General features: G+C 71.1%; 16 protein-coding genes. 5 read left to right on the top strand and 11 right to left on the bottom strand.

Translation table 11 applies throughout. The features are described 5' to 3' along the window. From JNL41_RS16240 to ccoN, 7 genes are all read right to left on the bottom strand, one after another. Positions 1-330: heavy metal-associated domain-containing protein (locus JNL41_RS16240; protein WP_293476748.1), on the bottom strand; the 330-nt coding region annotated here is incomplete at its 3' end. Beyond that, on the bottom strand, positions 321-806 hold the full coding sequence (locus tag JNL41_RS16235; RefSeq protein WP_293476746.1) for a FixH family protein: 486 nt from the start codon (positions 804-806) through the stop codon (positions 321-323). The genes JNL41_RS16235 and JNL41_RS16240, both read right to left, overlap by 10 nt. Further along, positions 803-2,296 (bottom strand): cytochrome c oxidase accessory protein CcoG, encoded by a 1,494-nt coding sequence (gene ccoG / locus JNL41_RS16230; RefSeq protein ID WP_293476744.1) that lies wholly within the window; start codon positions 2,294-2,296, stop codon positions 803-805. Before ccoG ends, JNL41_RS16235 begins: the two co-directional genes overlap by 4 nt. After that, entirely contained in the window at positions 2,293-3,222 is a 930-nt protein-coding gene (gene ccoP, locus JNL41_RS16225) for a cytochrome-c oxidase, cbb3-type subunit III (RefSeq protein WP_293476742.1), read from the bottom strand. Before ccoP ends, ccoG begins: the two co-directional genes overlap by 4 nt. Beyond that, complete coding sequence (locus tag JNL41_RS16220; protein ID WP_293476740.1) at positions 3,215-3,385, bottom strand: cbb3-type cytochrome c oxidase subunit 3; 171 nt, start codon at positions 3,383-3,385, stop codon at positions 3,215-3,217. The genes ccoP and JNL41_RS16220 overlap by 8 nt, the downstream gene beginning before the upstream one ends. Beyond that, positions 3,382-4,119, bottom strand: a complete 738-nt coding sequence (ccoO, locus tag JNL41_RS16215) for a cytochrome-c oxidase, cbb3-type subunit II (protein WP_293476738.1) — start codon at positions 4,117-4,119, stop codon at positions 3,382-3,384. The genes JNL41_RS16220 and ccoO overlap by 4 nt, the downstream gene beginning before the upstream one ends. A gap of 12 nt (positions 4,120-4,131) precedes the next feature. After that, positions 4,132-5,649, bottom strand: coding sequence for a cytochrome-c oxidase, cbb3-type subunit I (gene ccoN / locus JNL41_RS16210; RefSeq protein WP_293476750.1), 1,518 nt, complete (start codon positions 5,647-5,649; stop codon positions 4,132-4,134). A gap of 734 nt (positions 5,650-6,383) precedes the next feature. On the opposite strand from ccoN, the gene JNL41_RS16205 reads away from it, so the two are divergent. The 3 genes from JNL41_RS16205 (at position 6,384) to JNL41_RS16195 (ending at position 8,232) form a co-directional block, all read left to right on the top strand. Then, positions 6,384-7,031, top strand: a complete 648-nt coding sequence (locus JNL41_RS16205) for an OmpW family outer membrane protein (RefSeq protein WP_293476736.1) — start codon at positions 6,384-6,386, stop codon at positions 7,029-7,031. 148 nt (positions 7,032-7,179) lie between these two features. Next, positions 7,180-7,770 (top strand): ATP-binding protein, encoded by a 591-nt coding sequence (locus JNL41_RS16200; protein ID WP_293476734.1) that lies wholly within the window; start codon positions 7,180-7,182, stop codon positions 7,768-7,770. Positions 7,771-7,845: 75 nt separating this feature from the next. Further along, positions 7,846-8,232 carry a hypothetical protein gene (locus tag JNL41_RS16195; RefSeq protein WP_293476732.1) on the top strand — a complete coding sequence of 129 codons (387 nt, stop codon included), beginning with the start codon at positions 7,846-7,848 and terminating at the stop codon, positions 8,230-8,232. Positions 8,233-8,237: 5 nt separating this feature from the next. On the opposite strand, the gene JNL41_RS16190 is transcribed toward JNL41_RS16195, so the two are convergent. From JNL41_RS16190 to JNL41_RS16175, 4 genes are read right to left on the bottom strand one after another with little or no spacing between them, the layout of a single operon-like run. Next, on the bottom strand, positions 8,238-9,137 hold the full coding sequence (locus JNL41_RS16190) for an alpha/beta fold hydrolase (RefSeq protein WP_293476730.1): 900 nt from the start codon (positions 9,135-9,137) through the stop codon (positions 8,238-8,240). Continuing rightward, positions 9,125-10,165, bottom strand: coding sequence for a zinc-binding dehydrogenase (locus JNL41_RS16185; protein WP_293476728.1), 1,041 nt, complete (start codon positions 10,163-10,165; stop codon positions 9,125-9,127). Before JNL41_RS16185 ends, JNL41_RS16190 begins: the two co-directional genes overlap by 13 nt. 5 nt (positions 10,166-10,170) lie before the next feature. Beyond that, entirely contained in the window at positions 10,171-10,713 is a 543-nt protein-coding gene (locus JNL41_RS16180; protein WP_293476726.1) for a 2,4'-dihydroxyacetophenone dioxygenase family protein, read from the bottom strand. 20 nt (positions 10,714-10,733) lie between these two features. After that, on the bottom strand, positions 10,734-11,567 hold the full coding sequence (locus JNL41_RS16175; RefSeq protein ID WP_293476724.1) for a metal-dependent hydrolase: 834 nt from the start codon (positions 11,565-11,567) through the stop codon (positions 10,734-10,736). A 138-nt stretch (positions 11,568-11,705) separates the two neighbouring features. Between JNL41_RS16175 and JNL41_RS16170 the strand changes: the two genes are divergently transcribed. Beyond that, on the top strand, positions 11,706-12,974 hold the full coding sequence (locus JNL41_RS16170; RefSeq protein WP_293476722.1) for an MFS transporter: 1,269 nt from the start codon (positions 11,706-11,708) through the stop codon (positions 12,972-12,974). Positions 12,975-12,989: 15 nt separating this feature from the next. Beyond that, a partial coding sequence (locus JNL41_RS16165; protein WP_293476720.1) for a class II aldolase/adducin family protein occupies positions 12,990-13,373 on the top strand: 384 nt, incomplete at its 3' end.

The raw sequence follows: 13,373 nt of genomic DNA, 5'->3' as shown, positions 1-13,373 counted from the left end.
CAGCGACAGCCGCCGCCCCTCGCGGTCGTGCGCGTCGCGCGCCGCGCCGGGGTCGAACGGCGTCGCCGGATAGCCGAGCCGGCCCAGCGTCGCCACGACCGCCGCGGCGTCCGGGCCCTCGCTCGCGAACTCCACGCTCAGGCGCTTCTGGCTGAGGTTGAGGCGCGCCGAGGCGACGCCCGGGAGCGCGCCCACCTCGCGTTCGACCTTGCTGAGGCACGCCGCGCAGCGCGCGTCCGGCACCAGCAGGTCCAGGCGCGAACGCCCCTTCCCCGCCGGCCGCAGGAAGGCGGCGAGGTCGAGCGGGCCGACGTCGTAGGTCAGGGCCACGTGAGCCTCCGCTCAAGTTGGAAGCGGCGGCCCGCGCCGTCGCGTCCCTCGGCCGTCAGGTCCCAGGCGCCGCTGAGGCGCGGCTCGCGGGCGACGTAGCGGCCCGGTGTCACCTCGCGGAAGACCGGCGTCAGGCGTCCGGCCTCGGTGGCGGGCCGCTCCAGCTTCGCGGTCAGGGCGAGCCCCTGGATCGGGCGCCCCGCGGCGTCGCGGACCTCGATGGCCACCGCCCGCTCGGCCGCCGCGGCGCTCGCCCTCCAGCCCAGGCGCTCCTGCGCCCGCAACTGCTCCAGGCGGCGGTTGTAGGCAAGGCCATCCTCGTAGGGCGTCACCGACACTTCGCCGGGGTGGGTGCGGTAGGCCGCCACCAGGAAGCTGGCGTCGACGGCGATGATCACGGCGAAGAAGCCGACGACACCGGCCAGGACATGCCAGCCGGTGAGCCGAAAGCCGGGCGCGTTGTCGGTCGCGGTCATGGATTGGCGGCTCCGGACAGGAAGACGGTCTTGGCGGCGACCGAGGCGCGCGGCCCGCGCACCTCGAACACGGCGGGCTGGCTCGCGGCCGGGAGCTCCTGCGGCGGCGTCCTCACGAACACCCGCACCGCGGTGATCTCGTTGGCGGTGGCGACGACCCGCACGGCGCCGCCGGCCGGCTCGCCGGGCGTCCAGAGCTGTGCGCCAGGCACCCCGGCAAAACGGACCTCGACGGGGGCGTCGGCGAACGTTTTGTTGGCGATCTTGAGGGTGTAGCCGTTGCGGATTGCGCCGTCGTGCAGCCGCACGAACGTGGGATTGCGGTCGCGCAGGACATGCAGCTCGAGCGGCGCGCGCGTGGCGAGCCCCCAGACCATCAGGCCGCTGACCAGCGCCAGCGCCACGGCGTAGTAGGCCGTCCGCGGCCGCAGGAACTTGTAGCGCGGCTTAACTCCGGCCTCGCGATCAGCGACGGCGGCGTCGGTGTCGTAGGCGATCAGTCCCGTCGGACGCCCGACGCGGCCCATGATCTCGTCGCAGGCGTCGATGCAGAGGGCGCAGTTGATGCACTCGAGCTGCGGCCCGTTGCGGATGTCGATCCCCATCGGGCAGGCGACGACGCACGCATTGCAGTCCACGCAGTCGCCGCGGCCCTCCCAGGTCGCGCCCTTCTTGTGCGCGCCGCGCGGCTCGCCCCGGTCGTAGCGGTAGGTGACCTGCACCGAATGCTGATCGAGCATCGCGCCCTGGATCCGCGGCCAGGGGCACATGTAGGTGCAGACCTGCTCGCGCATGTGCCCGGCGAAGAGGTAGGTCGTCCCGGTCAGCAGGAGGCACGAGACGTAGGAGTTCATCGGCGCCTGGAGGGTCCAGAACTCGTGCAGCAGCGTCGGCGCGTCGCGGAAATAGAAGATCCAGGCGCCGCCGGTGCCGAAGGCCACGCCCAGCCAGACCAGGTGCTTGCCGCCCTTTCGCCAGAGCTTGTCGAGCGACCAGGGGGCCGCGTCTAGCCGCATCCGCGCGTTGCGGTCGCCCTCGAACATCCGCTCCACGTAGATGTAGAGATCGGTCCACACTGTCTGCGGACAGGCGTAGCCGCACCAGAGCCGGCCGAAGAGGGCCGTCACGAGAAAGAGCGCGAGCGCCGCCATCACCAGGAGGCCGGTGATGAAATAGACCTCCTGCGGCCAGAGCTGCAGGCCGAAGAAGTAGAACCTCGCACCTTCGAAATCGACCAGCACGGCCTGCTGCGGCAGGCCGTGCGGACGCGGCCAGCGGATCCACGGCGTGACGTAGTAGATCGTCAGCATCACGATCAGCAGCGCCCACTTGATCCGCCGCCAGTGGCCGTGGACCAGCTTGGGGTAGATCGGCGTCCGCGGCTTGTAGAGGCTGTTGCCGGCGTCGCCGCGCTGGCGCGCATGGTCGGCGGCAGACTCCGCGCTGCGGGAGGCGGCCGGCCGGTTGGCGCGATCGATGACGACAGTCATCGGCCTGCCGGGGCCGGGCTCGGCGCGGCGGCCACGGGCGCCGCGGCGGCAGGCCCGACGTCGCCCCCGGCGTTGGCGTGCACATAGACCGCGAGCGCCTTGATCGTCTCGGGCGAGAAGCGCGCTTCCCAGGTGGGCATGACGCCGTTGCGCCCGTTCATGATCTGATCGGTGATCGCCTCCCGGCTCGAGCCGTAGAGCCATTCCGCGTCGGTCAGGTTGGGGATGCCGCGCGCAACGTCGCCCGTGCCCGCGGGGCCGTGGCAGGCGGCGCACTGGTCGGCGAAGGTCTGGCGGGCGCGCGCCACCGCGGCGCCGTCGGCCTTGCGGTGCGAAAGCGCCACCACGTACTCGGTGAGGTCCGAGATCTGCCCCGTGTTGAGCATCCGTTCGCGCCCGAAGGCGGGCATGACGGTTTCTCCGCGGGCCTTGGCATGACCCGAGCGGACGCCGACCTGGATGGTGTGCCGGATGTCCTCCAGCGAGCCGCCCCACAGCCAGACGTCGTCGCGCAGGTTGGGATAGCCCTTCCCGCCCGCGCCCCCGGACCCGTGGCACGTCGCGCAGTTGTCGCCGAACACCGACTGCCCGACCTGCAGTGCGTAGGCCTGGAGCTGGGGATCGGCTTCGATCTGCTCCAGCGAGGCCGACTTGAGCTTGACGAGACCGTGGCCGCGGAGGGCCTCCAGGCTGGCGAGTTCGCCGGAGACGGCCGCACGGTCGGATTTACCGAGCATGCCGTGGGTATAGCCGGTGATGCCGGGCCAGGCCGGCATCAGGACCCAGTAGACCACCGACCAGGCGATGCAGCCGTAGAACATCCACAGCCACCAGCGGGGCAGCGGGGTGTCCAGCTCCTTGATGCCGTCCCACTGGTGGCCGGTCGTCTCGGTGCCCGAATGGTCGTCGCGTTCGCGGTCAGACATCGTCACGGTCCTCTTCGAGGGGGAGCTGGGCGAGGCGATCGAAGTCCTCCTTGTGGTGGGGCCAGAGCGCGTAGATCAGGCCTGCGGCGAACACCAGACCGAAGTAGATGGTCCCGCCCTGCTGGGCGAAGCGCGCGACGTCTTCGTAGACGAGGCCGGTCATCGCAGGTTCTCCGGGTCTTCCGCCTTGTAGGTGCGGAAATCGACCATCGTGCCCAGCACCTGGAGATAGGCGATGAGAGCGTCCAGTTCGGTCAGCCGCGACGGATCGCCGTCGAAGTCGCGCTGCTGCACCTTGCTCCCGTAGCGCTTCTTCAGGTCGGAGGCCTCGCCGGCGAACGGATCGACCTGCTGCTCGAGGTCGGCGCGCGCGTTGGTCACCTGCGCCTTCGTGTAGGGCACGCCCACGCGCTGCAGCGCGGCGAGGTGCTTCTCGATGGCGTGGTAGTCGAGCTCCTGCTTCGCCAGGAAGGCGTAGGGCGGCATGTTCGACTCCGGCACCACCGCGCGCGGGTCGGTCAGGTGGTCCACGTGCCAGCTGTCGGAGTACTTGCCGCCGACGCGGGCGAGGTCCGGCCCGGTCCGCTTCGAGCCCCACTGGAACGGGTGGTCGTACATGCTCTCGGCGGCGAGGCTGTAGTGGCCGTAGCGCTCCACCTCGTCGCGTAGGGGGCGGATCATCTGCGAGTGGCACACGTAGCAGCCCTCGCGGACATAGATGTCGCGGCCGGCCTGCTCGAGCGGCGTGTAGGGGCGCACCCCTTCCACCTTCTCGATGGTGCTCTCCAGGTAGAAGAGCGGGCTGATCTCCACGAGGCCGCCGATCGAGACGGCGATGATGATGCCGATCGTCAGGATGATCGAGTTGCGCTCGAACTTGGCGTGATGCTTCCACATGGGGTTTGGCCCTTACTCGGCCGCTGCGGGGAGGGGGGCGGGCGCCGCGGCCGGCAGCTCCGCCTTGACGTCGCCGGGCATGCGGATCGTGCGCCAGACGTTGTAGGACATGATGAGCGCGCCCGAGAGGAACATGAGCCCCCCCAGCGTGCGGATGATGTTGGGGATGTGCTTGGCCGCGACGGTCTCGACGAAGGCGTTCGCGAGGTAGCCCTGCGGGGTGTACTCGCGCCACATCAGGCCCTCCATCACGCCGGAGACCCACATCGAGGAGATGTAGAGCAGGATCCCCGTGGTCGCGATCCAGAAGTGCCACTCGATGAGGGCGCTGGACCACATGCGCTCCTTCTTCCAGAGCCACGGGACCAGGCAGTAGACGCAGGCGAAGGTGATGAAGCCATTCCAGCCCAGCGCGCCCGAGTGCACGTGGCCGACGGTCCAGTCGGTGTAGTGGGAGAGGGCGTTGACCGCGCGGATGCTCATCAACGGGCCTTCGAAGGTGGCCATCCCGTAGAAGGCCATGGCCACCACCATCATGCGGATGACCGGGTCGGTGCGGACTTTGTCCCAGGCGCCCGAGAGCGTCATGAAGCCGTTGATCATGCCGCCCCAGGACGGCATCCAGAGCATGATCGAGAAGGTCATCCCGAGCGTCTGCGCCCACTGCGGCAGCGCCGTGTAGTGCAGGTGGTGCGGGCCCGCCCAGATGTAGATGAAGATGAGCGACCAGAAGTGGACGATCGACAGCCGGTACGAATAGACCGGCCGCTCCGCGCGCTTCGGCACAAAGTAGTACATCATCGCCAGGAACGGCACGGTCAGGAAGAACGCCACCGCGTTGTGGCCGTACCACCACTGGATCAGGGCGTCCTGCACACCGGCGTAGAGCGAGTAGCTCTTGGCCTCTAGCAGGCCGACCGGCAGGGCCGCGTTGTTGACCAGGTGCAGGATCGCGATGGTGACGATGAAAGCCAGGTAGAACCAGTTGGCCACGTAGATGTGCGGCTCCTTGCGCTTCCAGATCGTGCCCAGGAAGACCAGCAGATAGGCGACCCAGACGATGGTCAGCCACAGGTCCACGTACCATTCCGGCTCGGCGTACTCCTTCGACTGGGTGATCCCGGCGAGATAGCCGGTGGCGGCCAGGACGATGAAGAGCTGGTAGCCCCAGAACACGAACCACGGCGCCACGCCGCCGGCCAGCCGCGCCTTGCAGGTGCGCTGAACGACGTAGAACGAGGTGCAGATGAGCGCGTTACCGCCGAACGCGAAGATCACCGCCGACGTGTGCAGCGGGCGCAGGCGCCCGAAGTTCAGCCAGGGCGCGTCGGGGAAGTAGAAGATCCCCGGCCAGCTCAACTGCGCCGCGGCCAGCACGCCGGCGGTGAGGCCGGCGACGGCCCAGAACATGGTCGCGATCACCCCGGCGCGGATCACGCCGTCCGCGTAACGCGTCGGGTCGCTGCGCAGGCGCCCCGACGCCATCCCGACGCTGAGCGCCAGGAAGCCCGCGAGGAAGGCGACCAGCATCGTCCAGCCGGCGAAGCGGAACGACGGATCCTTGGTGAAGGCGGTGGCGAGCAGCGACAGCAGGGCCGCCACGCCGGTGAAGGTGTAGAGCACGACGGCGTCGAACGGCGCCTCGTCGCTTCGGGCTTGAGCCTCTGTCATCGATCCCCAGGTCGCTTCGTTTTGGGCGAGATTTCGAGCATTTGCCGCATCGCAGCAAGTCCGACTTTGATCTCGCTCAAGGCCGGGTCCGCGCCGGTCTGCCTAGCTGCGGCGGCAAGCGGAGACGCACCGAATGAGACGCCCGGCCGTGCCGAGAGAAGACCAGTTCCTTCGTCTGGGAAGCTTTGCCGTGGGCGTCCTCCTGATGGCCAGTGCGTGGCTCGCCGGCGACCTCGCCCGCGCGCACATGGCGGCCATCGGATCGATCTGCGGCGCCGGCCCCGACCCCCATTGCGGCTGGTGCTTCGGAGCGGCGCGCCGCGGTCGGGGGGGGCTCGTCGATTTTACGGGGGCGCGGCGCGGCCCCCGCAGCGCGACGGTGCAGGCCGCCCCGCATCGGACATTCGACAGAGTCTGAGGCCGTCGTCGTCCGGCCGCCGGGCCCGCGCCGCCCGAAGGCTGTCCGCAAGGCCGGCTGCCGCCAGCCCGGGAATTCGAAACTTCGGTTTGCTCCAGATCAAGGCCGAGCTTGCCGCCCCCCTTCAGAACACGCGCACGCGGCGTCGTTAGCCGCAACGATAGGGGATATACCAATGACCATCCGCAACATCGCGGCCCTCGGGGCGGCGTTCCTCGCCGTCGCCGGCGTGGCGCAGGCCCAGGACGTCACGCCGAAGGCCAAAGGCCTGATCGTGCTCAACGTGCGGGCGACCGCCGTCGTCCCGTCGGGCAGCGATCCCATCACCACCCTCGCCGGCGCCTCCACCGGACTGCGCGCCAAGGCCAACTACGACGCGGTGCCGACCGTCGGGCTGACCTACTTCCTGTCGGACCACGTCGCGGTCGAAGCGATCGCGGGCACGACCAAGCACACCGTCAAGGCCAAGGGCCCGGCGACCAACGTAGCCGTCAAGGACACCTGGGTGCTGCCGCCGGTCGTCACCCTGCAGTACCACTTCGCGCCGCAGGCCCAGGTCAGCCCGTACATCGGCGCCGGCGTGAACTACATGCTGTTCTACGGCGGCGACAACAAGAACGGCTTCAACCTGAAGATCGACGACGGCTTCGGCGCAGCCCTCCAGGCCGGCGTCGACGTGGCCACGACCGGCCGCTGGACCGTCAACCTCGACGCCAAGAAGGTGTTCTTCGAGACCGACGCCCGTGACCGCGCGCGGGGCATCAAGACCAAGGTCACCCTGAACCCGTGGGTCCTGTCCGGTGGCGTCGGCTACCGGTTCTGAGACCCACGTTCCGGCGCAGGCGTGCGGCCGGTCGCGCTTCGGCGACGATGCGCGGCCGCTGCGCCCCCCCTGCGCCGGGGCGGCTCGAGCCGTCCCGCCCCGCCCGGGCGGCCGCAACCCTGAAACGGAACAGCCTGGAGATCCCGCCGTGAACGACACCGCCACCGTTGCCGCCGCCGTCGCGACGCCCGCCGACGGCGCGCTCGCCCGGCTCGCAGAGGCGCTGCGCGTCGCCAGCGCCCGGCGTGGGCCCGCGGCCGCCGAACTGGTCCAGGGCCTCGGCGGCCAGGTGGCCGCGCTGGCCCGCGACCCGGCCGTCCTCGCCGGTCGCGCGGGCCGCCCCGCGATCTCCGCGCGCGCGGTCCTGGACGCGATCGCGGCCGCCCATCCGGCCTCGGCGCACCGCATATCGGTGGACTGCGCCCCCGAACACCGGTTCTCCCTCGACGAACTGCCGGCCATCGGGATGATCGTGTGCGAGGCGATCGCCAACGCGCTGCGGCACGCATTCCCGGCCGGACGCGAGGGACACGTCTGGATCCGGCTCGCCGAAGACGGGCCGCGCTGGCGGCTGACGGTCCGCGACGACGGCCAGGGCATCGCCGACCTTCCCGGGACCCCGCCCGGCGGCGCCGGGCTCGTCGAGGCGCTCGCCGAGACGCTGGAAGGCTACGCCCGCCTGGGCAGCGCCCCGTTCGGCGGCGGCCTCGTGAGCGCCATCTTCCCCCGAACGGCCTGACGCCCGCGGCCGTCGGGCAGATCCCGAACCCGTCATGGAAAGAGCCGCAGCCATCTGGGCGTAGGATCCGCGCCGATGGACACCGACCCGCCCGACAAGATCGTCGCCCGCGACCTGCTCGCCGCCGTCGGCGAGGTGATGCTGCGCTGGGGCTATCTCGAGACCGCGATGCTGAAGGCCCTCGGCGACCCGTCACGCAAGCGCATCGTCCAGCGCTGGCAGGAGATGGCCAAGCCGGACGTGGAGGTCGTCGAGGCGATCGACGCCGCTACCGCCGTCCGTCATCTGCTGGCCCACGGGCTCTGCGAGATTCAGGCGCAGCCCGGCCACGGCGGCGAAGCTGAGGTCGTCTGCCGCGATCCTGACGACGCGCTGGCGCCGATCACCCTCGGACGGCTTCGAGAGGTCGCCCAGAGCCTCGACCGACTGAGGCTGGCCATCGAAGCCGCCAACCGCGCCTGACCGGCCTACTCGGAAGCCTGCCAGCGTGCGATCCAGGGCGTGACGCGCGCCCCCACGAGTTCGGGCGCCTCGAGGTGCAGGAAGTGGCCGGCGTCGGGGATGACGGCGAACTCACGGCCGGCGCGGAAGATCTCCGCCGGCATGGCGCGCAGGAAGAGCTCCGCCGCGACGCAGCCGTCGCGGGCGCCGGCCAGGCCCAGGACCGGGGCGGCGATCGGCGCCGACAGCAGGGTGGCGGCCTCCGGCCAGCGCCGATGGGCGGGATCGAAGGCGCGGCGATACCAGGCGAGCGCGCTGTCCACGACCTGGGGGTCGGCGAACGCGGCGCGCATGGCCGCCAGGGCCGCGGCGTCGGGCTCCCACCCGGGCGACCAGCGGCGCCAGAAGTGTTCCAGCAGCCCCTGCTGCGCGATCAGCAGCTCGGGCAGGTCCGGGCGTTGCAGCAGGTAGAGATACCAGGACCGCTCCACCTGCTCGAGGTCGGTGGGCAGGAGGGCGGCGAAGGCGGCCGGGTGCGCAACCGCCAGCGCCGTCAGCGAGACGACCCGGTCCGGGGCCCTGGCGGCGGCGAGCTGCACGAGGCTGGAGCCCCAGTCGTGGCCGACCAGGTGCGCGCGCTCCGCCCCCAGCGCGTCGAGCCAGCCGATCACATCGTCGACCAGCGCGGCGAGGCCGAAGTCGCCGTCCGCCGGCGTCGAGCCCGGTTCGTAGCCGCGGCAGGCGACGGCGACGGCGCGGAAGCCCGCGGCGGCAAGCGCCGGCGCCAGGTGGCGCCACGTCGCCGGCGTGTCGGGAAAGCCATGCACCAGCAGCGCCAGCGGCCCCTCGCCCATCTCGTAGGCCGTGAACGCGAGCGCGCCGACCTGGAGCGTCCGGACCGCGGCGCGCGCGATCAGCTCTCCCACGGCCGGACCAGGATCTTCGCGTGCCGCTCGGGATCGCTGAGGTCGGCGAAGGCCTGGGTCACGCCGCCGAGCCCGACCGATCCGGTCAGCAGCGGCGCCCAGTTCACGCGGCCGCTCCGGATCAGCTCCAGCGCCTCGGCGAACTCCTCGGCCGCGTAGTAGATGACGAACTGGAGCTTCAGCTCCTTGGTGATCGCCGCCATCGGGGTCAGGCTCTCGTCGCCCACCGCGATGCCGGTGACCAGGATCTGCGCATCCTTCGGCGCCTCGATCACCAGGCGGTGCAGCATCCCCGCCGCGCCAGTGTTCTCGAAGATCGCCACGGGGCGGCCGGGCGCCGCCTCCACCGCGCGGGCGACCACGCTTTCGCTGCGGGCGTCGACCACCGCCGTCGCGCCCAGCTCCGACGCCAGCCGTCGCCGCGTCGGCGAAAGATCGCCGGCCACGATGGTGTCGAACCCGCGGGCGCGCAGCACGGCCGCGATCGCCAGCCCGATCGGACCGCACCCGACGACGACGCACGCCTCGTCCCCGCGCAGCGCGGCCTTGGTCACCGCGTGGACGGCGATCCCGAACGGCTCCACGAGCGCGGCCGCCTCGTCGGACACCTCGTCCGGCACCGGCAGCAGCAGCGCCTCGGTCAGCTCCATGTACTCGGCGTAGGCGCCGGGCGTGTCGGCCCGCGAGCCCACCAGCACCGGCGCGCCGCCCCGCATCACGAAGGGCATGGACGCGACGCGGTCGCCGGCGCTGAGCGCCTTCGACGTCTCCGGCCCGAAGTCGACGATCTCGCAGACGAACTCGTGGCCCAGCACCGGGCCCTCGCGCAGGGTTCGCTCCATGCCGCTCGTGTCGGCGCCCAACGACCGCGCCCGCGAGATGATCTCCGGCGCGTGGTGGAAGTAGTGCAGGTCCGATCCGCAGATGCCGCAGGCCCGCACCTTCGCCAGCACGTTGCCTGGGCCGGGCTTCGGGATCGGGCGCTCCTCGACCTCGAACCGGTCGCCCCGCATGACCGCCGCACGCATGCTGCTCATCCGCCGACGACGATCAGCTTGGAGCAATCGAGGCTCAGCGCCTCGCAGTAGCCGCGGTAGAGGTCGAGCACGGCGCGCGCGTCCAGCACCGAGGTGATGGCGCCGTCGGCGTCGAGGTTGATGTTGGCGCCGTAGATGGCGAACCACGTCACCATCCGCCCCTCCATGTCCGGCGGCGTGCAGAGCGTGTGGCGCGAGCCCGCCGGCTCGAAGAGGTAGGAGCCCGGCCGGCTCACCTCCTTTGGGCTCTCCAGGTAGTACCAGGCGCCCTCCAGCGTCACGGCGAAGACGATGCCCGTGTGGTAGTGGGTCGCCACGCGATAGCCGGGCGGCAGCCGCGTCTTCGAGATCCACAGGCCCTGGCTCAGGTCGACGTGCAGCAGTTGCAACGCCGAGCCGTCGCCCGCCTCCATCCACGGCAGGTCGTCGTCGCCGATGTGCAGCGTGGGCAAGAGGCCGTCGGCCGGCACGATCGGCCGGTTCATGCGGGCCTGGGCGAAGGCGGCGAGGCGCGGGTCGAGCGCGGGGGCGTCATCCATGGGTCGGGGCTCCGGAAGGTCTACTGGACGCTGGCGGCGCGGGCGGTGAAGTCGGCGCGCGCGGCCTCGAAGCCGGGCGGCAGGCGGACTTTCGCCGGGTCGTACCAGGGCATGAAGGTGCCGATCAGGCGCGGCAGGTAGTCGGCGCGGTAGGCGCGCATGCGCCGCTTGCGCACGGCCGCCCACTCGGGCGTGTCGTAGCGGGCGATCGCGGCGGGGTCGGCGGCGATCATCGCGGCGGCGAACCGGCGGCACCAGGCGTAGTAGTGCTTCTGGAACCAGACGCTCATCCGCGTGCGGTAGGCGTAGTCCCCCACCACGTCTTCGTACACGTCGAAGCAGACCGTGCGGTGCTCGATCTCTTCCAGGATGTGCCAGTACATCAGGCTGCGGATCGGCTCCTTCATCCAGCCGAACATGCCGGTCTGGATCTGGGTCCGCGCGCCCGCGCAGGTCATGGATTCGAAGCCCTCGCCGTAGGCCAGGTTGAATTTCAGAGGCTTCTCGGCCGACCAGGCCGTGAACTCGGCGGCGACCTGCTTCTCCAGCTCGGCGAGCGCCGGGCCGGAAGGGTGGATGCGGCGCACGACTTCGTTCAGCTTCGCGTGCTGGCGGAAGTGCTGGCCCTCCTGGGCGCAGAACCGCTTCATCTCCTCGCGCAGCTTCTCGTCGCGGATCGCGGGCATCGCGGCCTGAACCGTGCGGATCAGGAACGGCTCCAGGTAGGGCAGCATCATCCAGGCGCCGACGAAGAAGTACGACATCGCCGGGTCGCCCTCGATGAACACGAGGTCGAGGTCGTCCGGGAATTCGAAGTCCATGCGCCGGACGGGAATCGCTTCAGCGACGTTCACGGGCCCTTCTCCCTGTTTCGCGGCGAAATAAGCACTGAACATTTGATTAGTCCAGGCCTCAACCGTATGGTGGCCGCATGTTCAGCGTCGGCAAGGCGCGGGCGACGGGGAGGACCGATGGCTGGCGCGGCGCCGACGATGACCGAGCCTGCGGAGGCGGACGACGCGGGCATCGGCCTCGGCGCCCGGTACGCCATCGCGGTCCTCACCGCGGTCTCGTTCTTCAACTACATGGACCGGATGGTGCTCGCGGTGCTGCTCGAGCCCATCAAGGCCGAGCTGGGGCTCTCGGACGGCCAGCTCGGCCTCCTGTCGGGGCTGGCCTTCGCCGCCTTCTACGCCACGCTCGGGATCCCGCTGGCCCGCCTCGCCGACCGGTCGTCGCGGGTGCGCCTGCTGGCCGCGTGCCTGGCGCTCTGGAGCGTGATGACCGCCGCGACGGGCCTGGCCCGCAGCTTCGGCCAGTTGTTCCTGGCGCGCGTCGGGGTCGGGGTCGGCGAAGCCGGCTGCGTGCCCGCCGCCCACTCGCTGATCGGCGACTACCTGCCGCCCGCGCGGCGCGCGCTGGGCATCTCGATCTTCCAGGCCGGCGGCCTCGCGGGCCTGAGCGCCGGGCTCGTGATCACAGGCCTGTTGGCCGACCACGTCGGCTGGCGCGCGGCGCTCTGGGTCGTCGGACTGATGGGCGTCCCGCTGGCGCTGCTGATCTTCGCGACGCTGCGCGAGCCGCCACGGCGCGGTCACGTCGCCGAGGCCGCGATCGAGCCGGCGACGCAGGCCATCGCCGCCCTGCTCCGCCGCCCGGCGCTGCGCCACCTCGTCCTGGCGCTGTCGATCGGGGCCTTCGGGACCTACGGCCTGACCCAGTGGCTGCCCGCCTTCTTCATCCGCATCCACGGCCTGACGCTCACCCAGATCGGCCTCTTCTCCGGCACGGTCAGCGGCCTCGGCGGCATCGCGGGCGTGATGCTCGGAGGCTGGCTCGGGATGCGGCTGATCCCGCGCGACCCGCGCTGGGAGCTCTGGCTGCCCGCCATCGCCTACGGCGGCTCCGCGCCGCTCTACGCCGCGGTGTTCCTGGCGCCGTCGCCGTGGATCGCGATCGGCATCAAGCTGTTCGCGACCTTCCTGGCGGCTTCGGGCGGCGGCGTGGCGCTGTCGGCCATCCAGTCGTTCGCCGAGCCGCACCGCCGCGCCACGGCCATCTCGCTGACCCTCTTCCTGTCGTCGCTGCTGGGCCTGGGCCTGGGCCCCTGGCTGGTGGGCGAGGCCAGCGACGCGCTCGCGCCGGCATTCGGCAAGGAAAGCCTGCGCTATGCGCTGCTGATGTCGACGGTCGCCCTTGTCTGGGCGGGCCTGCACTTCTTCCTCTCCGCCCGGCGCGCCGTGCGCGACCGCGTGGCCTGACCCGGAGCCGACCCCATGGCCTACGACGCCCCCGTTCAGACCGAAGCCGAGGTCCGCCGCGACCTCGCCGCCGTCTATCGCCTCGCCGCTCTGGAGGGCTGGGACGACCTGATCTTCACCCACATCTCGGCCCGCGTGCCGGGGCCCGAGCACCACTTCCTGATCAACCCGTTCGGCCTGCGCTTCTGCGAGGTGACGGCGTCCAACCTCGTGAAGGTCGGCCTCGACGGCCAACCGGTCGAGCCCAGCCCGCACCCCGTGAACCCCGCCGGCTTCGTGATCCACTCGGCGCTGCACATGGCGCGCGACGACGCGCAGTGCGTGATCCACCTGCACACCGACGACGGCGTCGCGGTCGCCGCCCAGGCCGACGGCCTGCTGCCCCTGTCGCAGCACGCG

The sequence above is a fragment of the Phenylobacterium sp. genome, assembly GCF_016793285.1.
GTDB lineage: Bacteria > Pseudomonadota > Alphaproteobacteria > Caulobacterales > Caulobacteraceae > Phenylobacterium.
The sequence above is the reverse complement of the archived record's forward strand: the minus strand, read 5'-3'. Positions and strand labels throughout refer to the sequence as shown.

Bases quoted from the DNA above. Each gene is read 5' to 3' on its own strand.
- JNL41_RS16235 (WP_293476746.1), bottom strand. From the start codon at position 806: ATGACCGCGACCGACAACGCGCCCGGCTTTCGGCTCACCGGCTGGCAT.
- ccoG (WP_293476744.1), bottom strand. From the start codon at position 2,296: ATGACTGTCGTCATCGATCGCGCCAACCGGCCGGCCGCCTCCCGCAGC.
- ccoP (WP_293476742.1), bottom strand. From the start codon at position 3,222: ATGTCTGACCGCGAACGCGACGACCATTCGGGCACCGAGACGACCGGC.
- JNL41_RS16220 (WP_293476740.1), bottom strand. From the start codon at position 3,385: ATGACCGGCCTCGTCTACGAAGACGTCGCGCGCTTCGCCCAGCAGGGC.
- ccoO (WP_293476738.1), bottom strand. From the start codon at position 4,119: ATGTGGAAGCATCACGCCAAGTTCGAGCGCAACTCGATCATCCTGACG.
- ccoN (WP_293476750.1), bottom strand. From the start codon at position 5,649: ATGCTGGTCGCCTTCCTCGCGGGCTTCCTGGCGCTCAGCGTCGGGATG.
- JNL41_RS16205 (WP_293476736.1), top strand. From the start codon at position 6,384: ATGACCATCCGCAACATCGCGGCCCTCGGGGCGGCGTTCCTCGCCGTC.
- JNL41_RS16195 (WP_293476732.1), top strand. From the start codon at position 7,846: ATGGACACCGACCCGCCCGACAAGATCGTCGCCCGCGACCTGCTCGCC.
- JNL41_RS16185 (WP_293476728.1), bottom strand. From the start codon at position 10,165: ATGCGTGCGGCGGTCATGCGGGGCGACCGGTTCGAGGTCGAGGAGCGC.
- JNL41_RS16180 (WP_293476726.1), bottom strand. From the start codon at position 10,713: ATGGATGACGCCCCCGCGCTCGACCCGCGCCTCGCCGCCTTCGCCCAG.
- JNL41_RS16170 (WP_293476722.1), top strand. From the start codon at position 11,706: ATGACCGAGCCTGCGGAGGCGGACGACGCGGGCATCGGCCTCGGCGCC.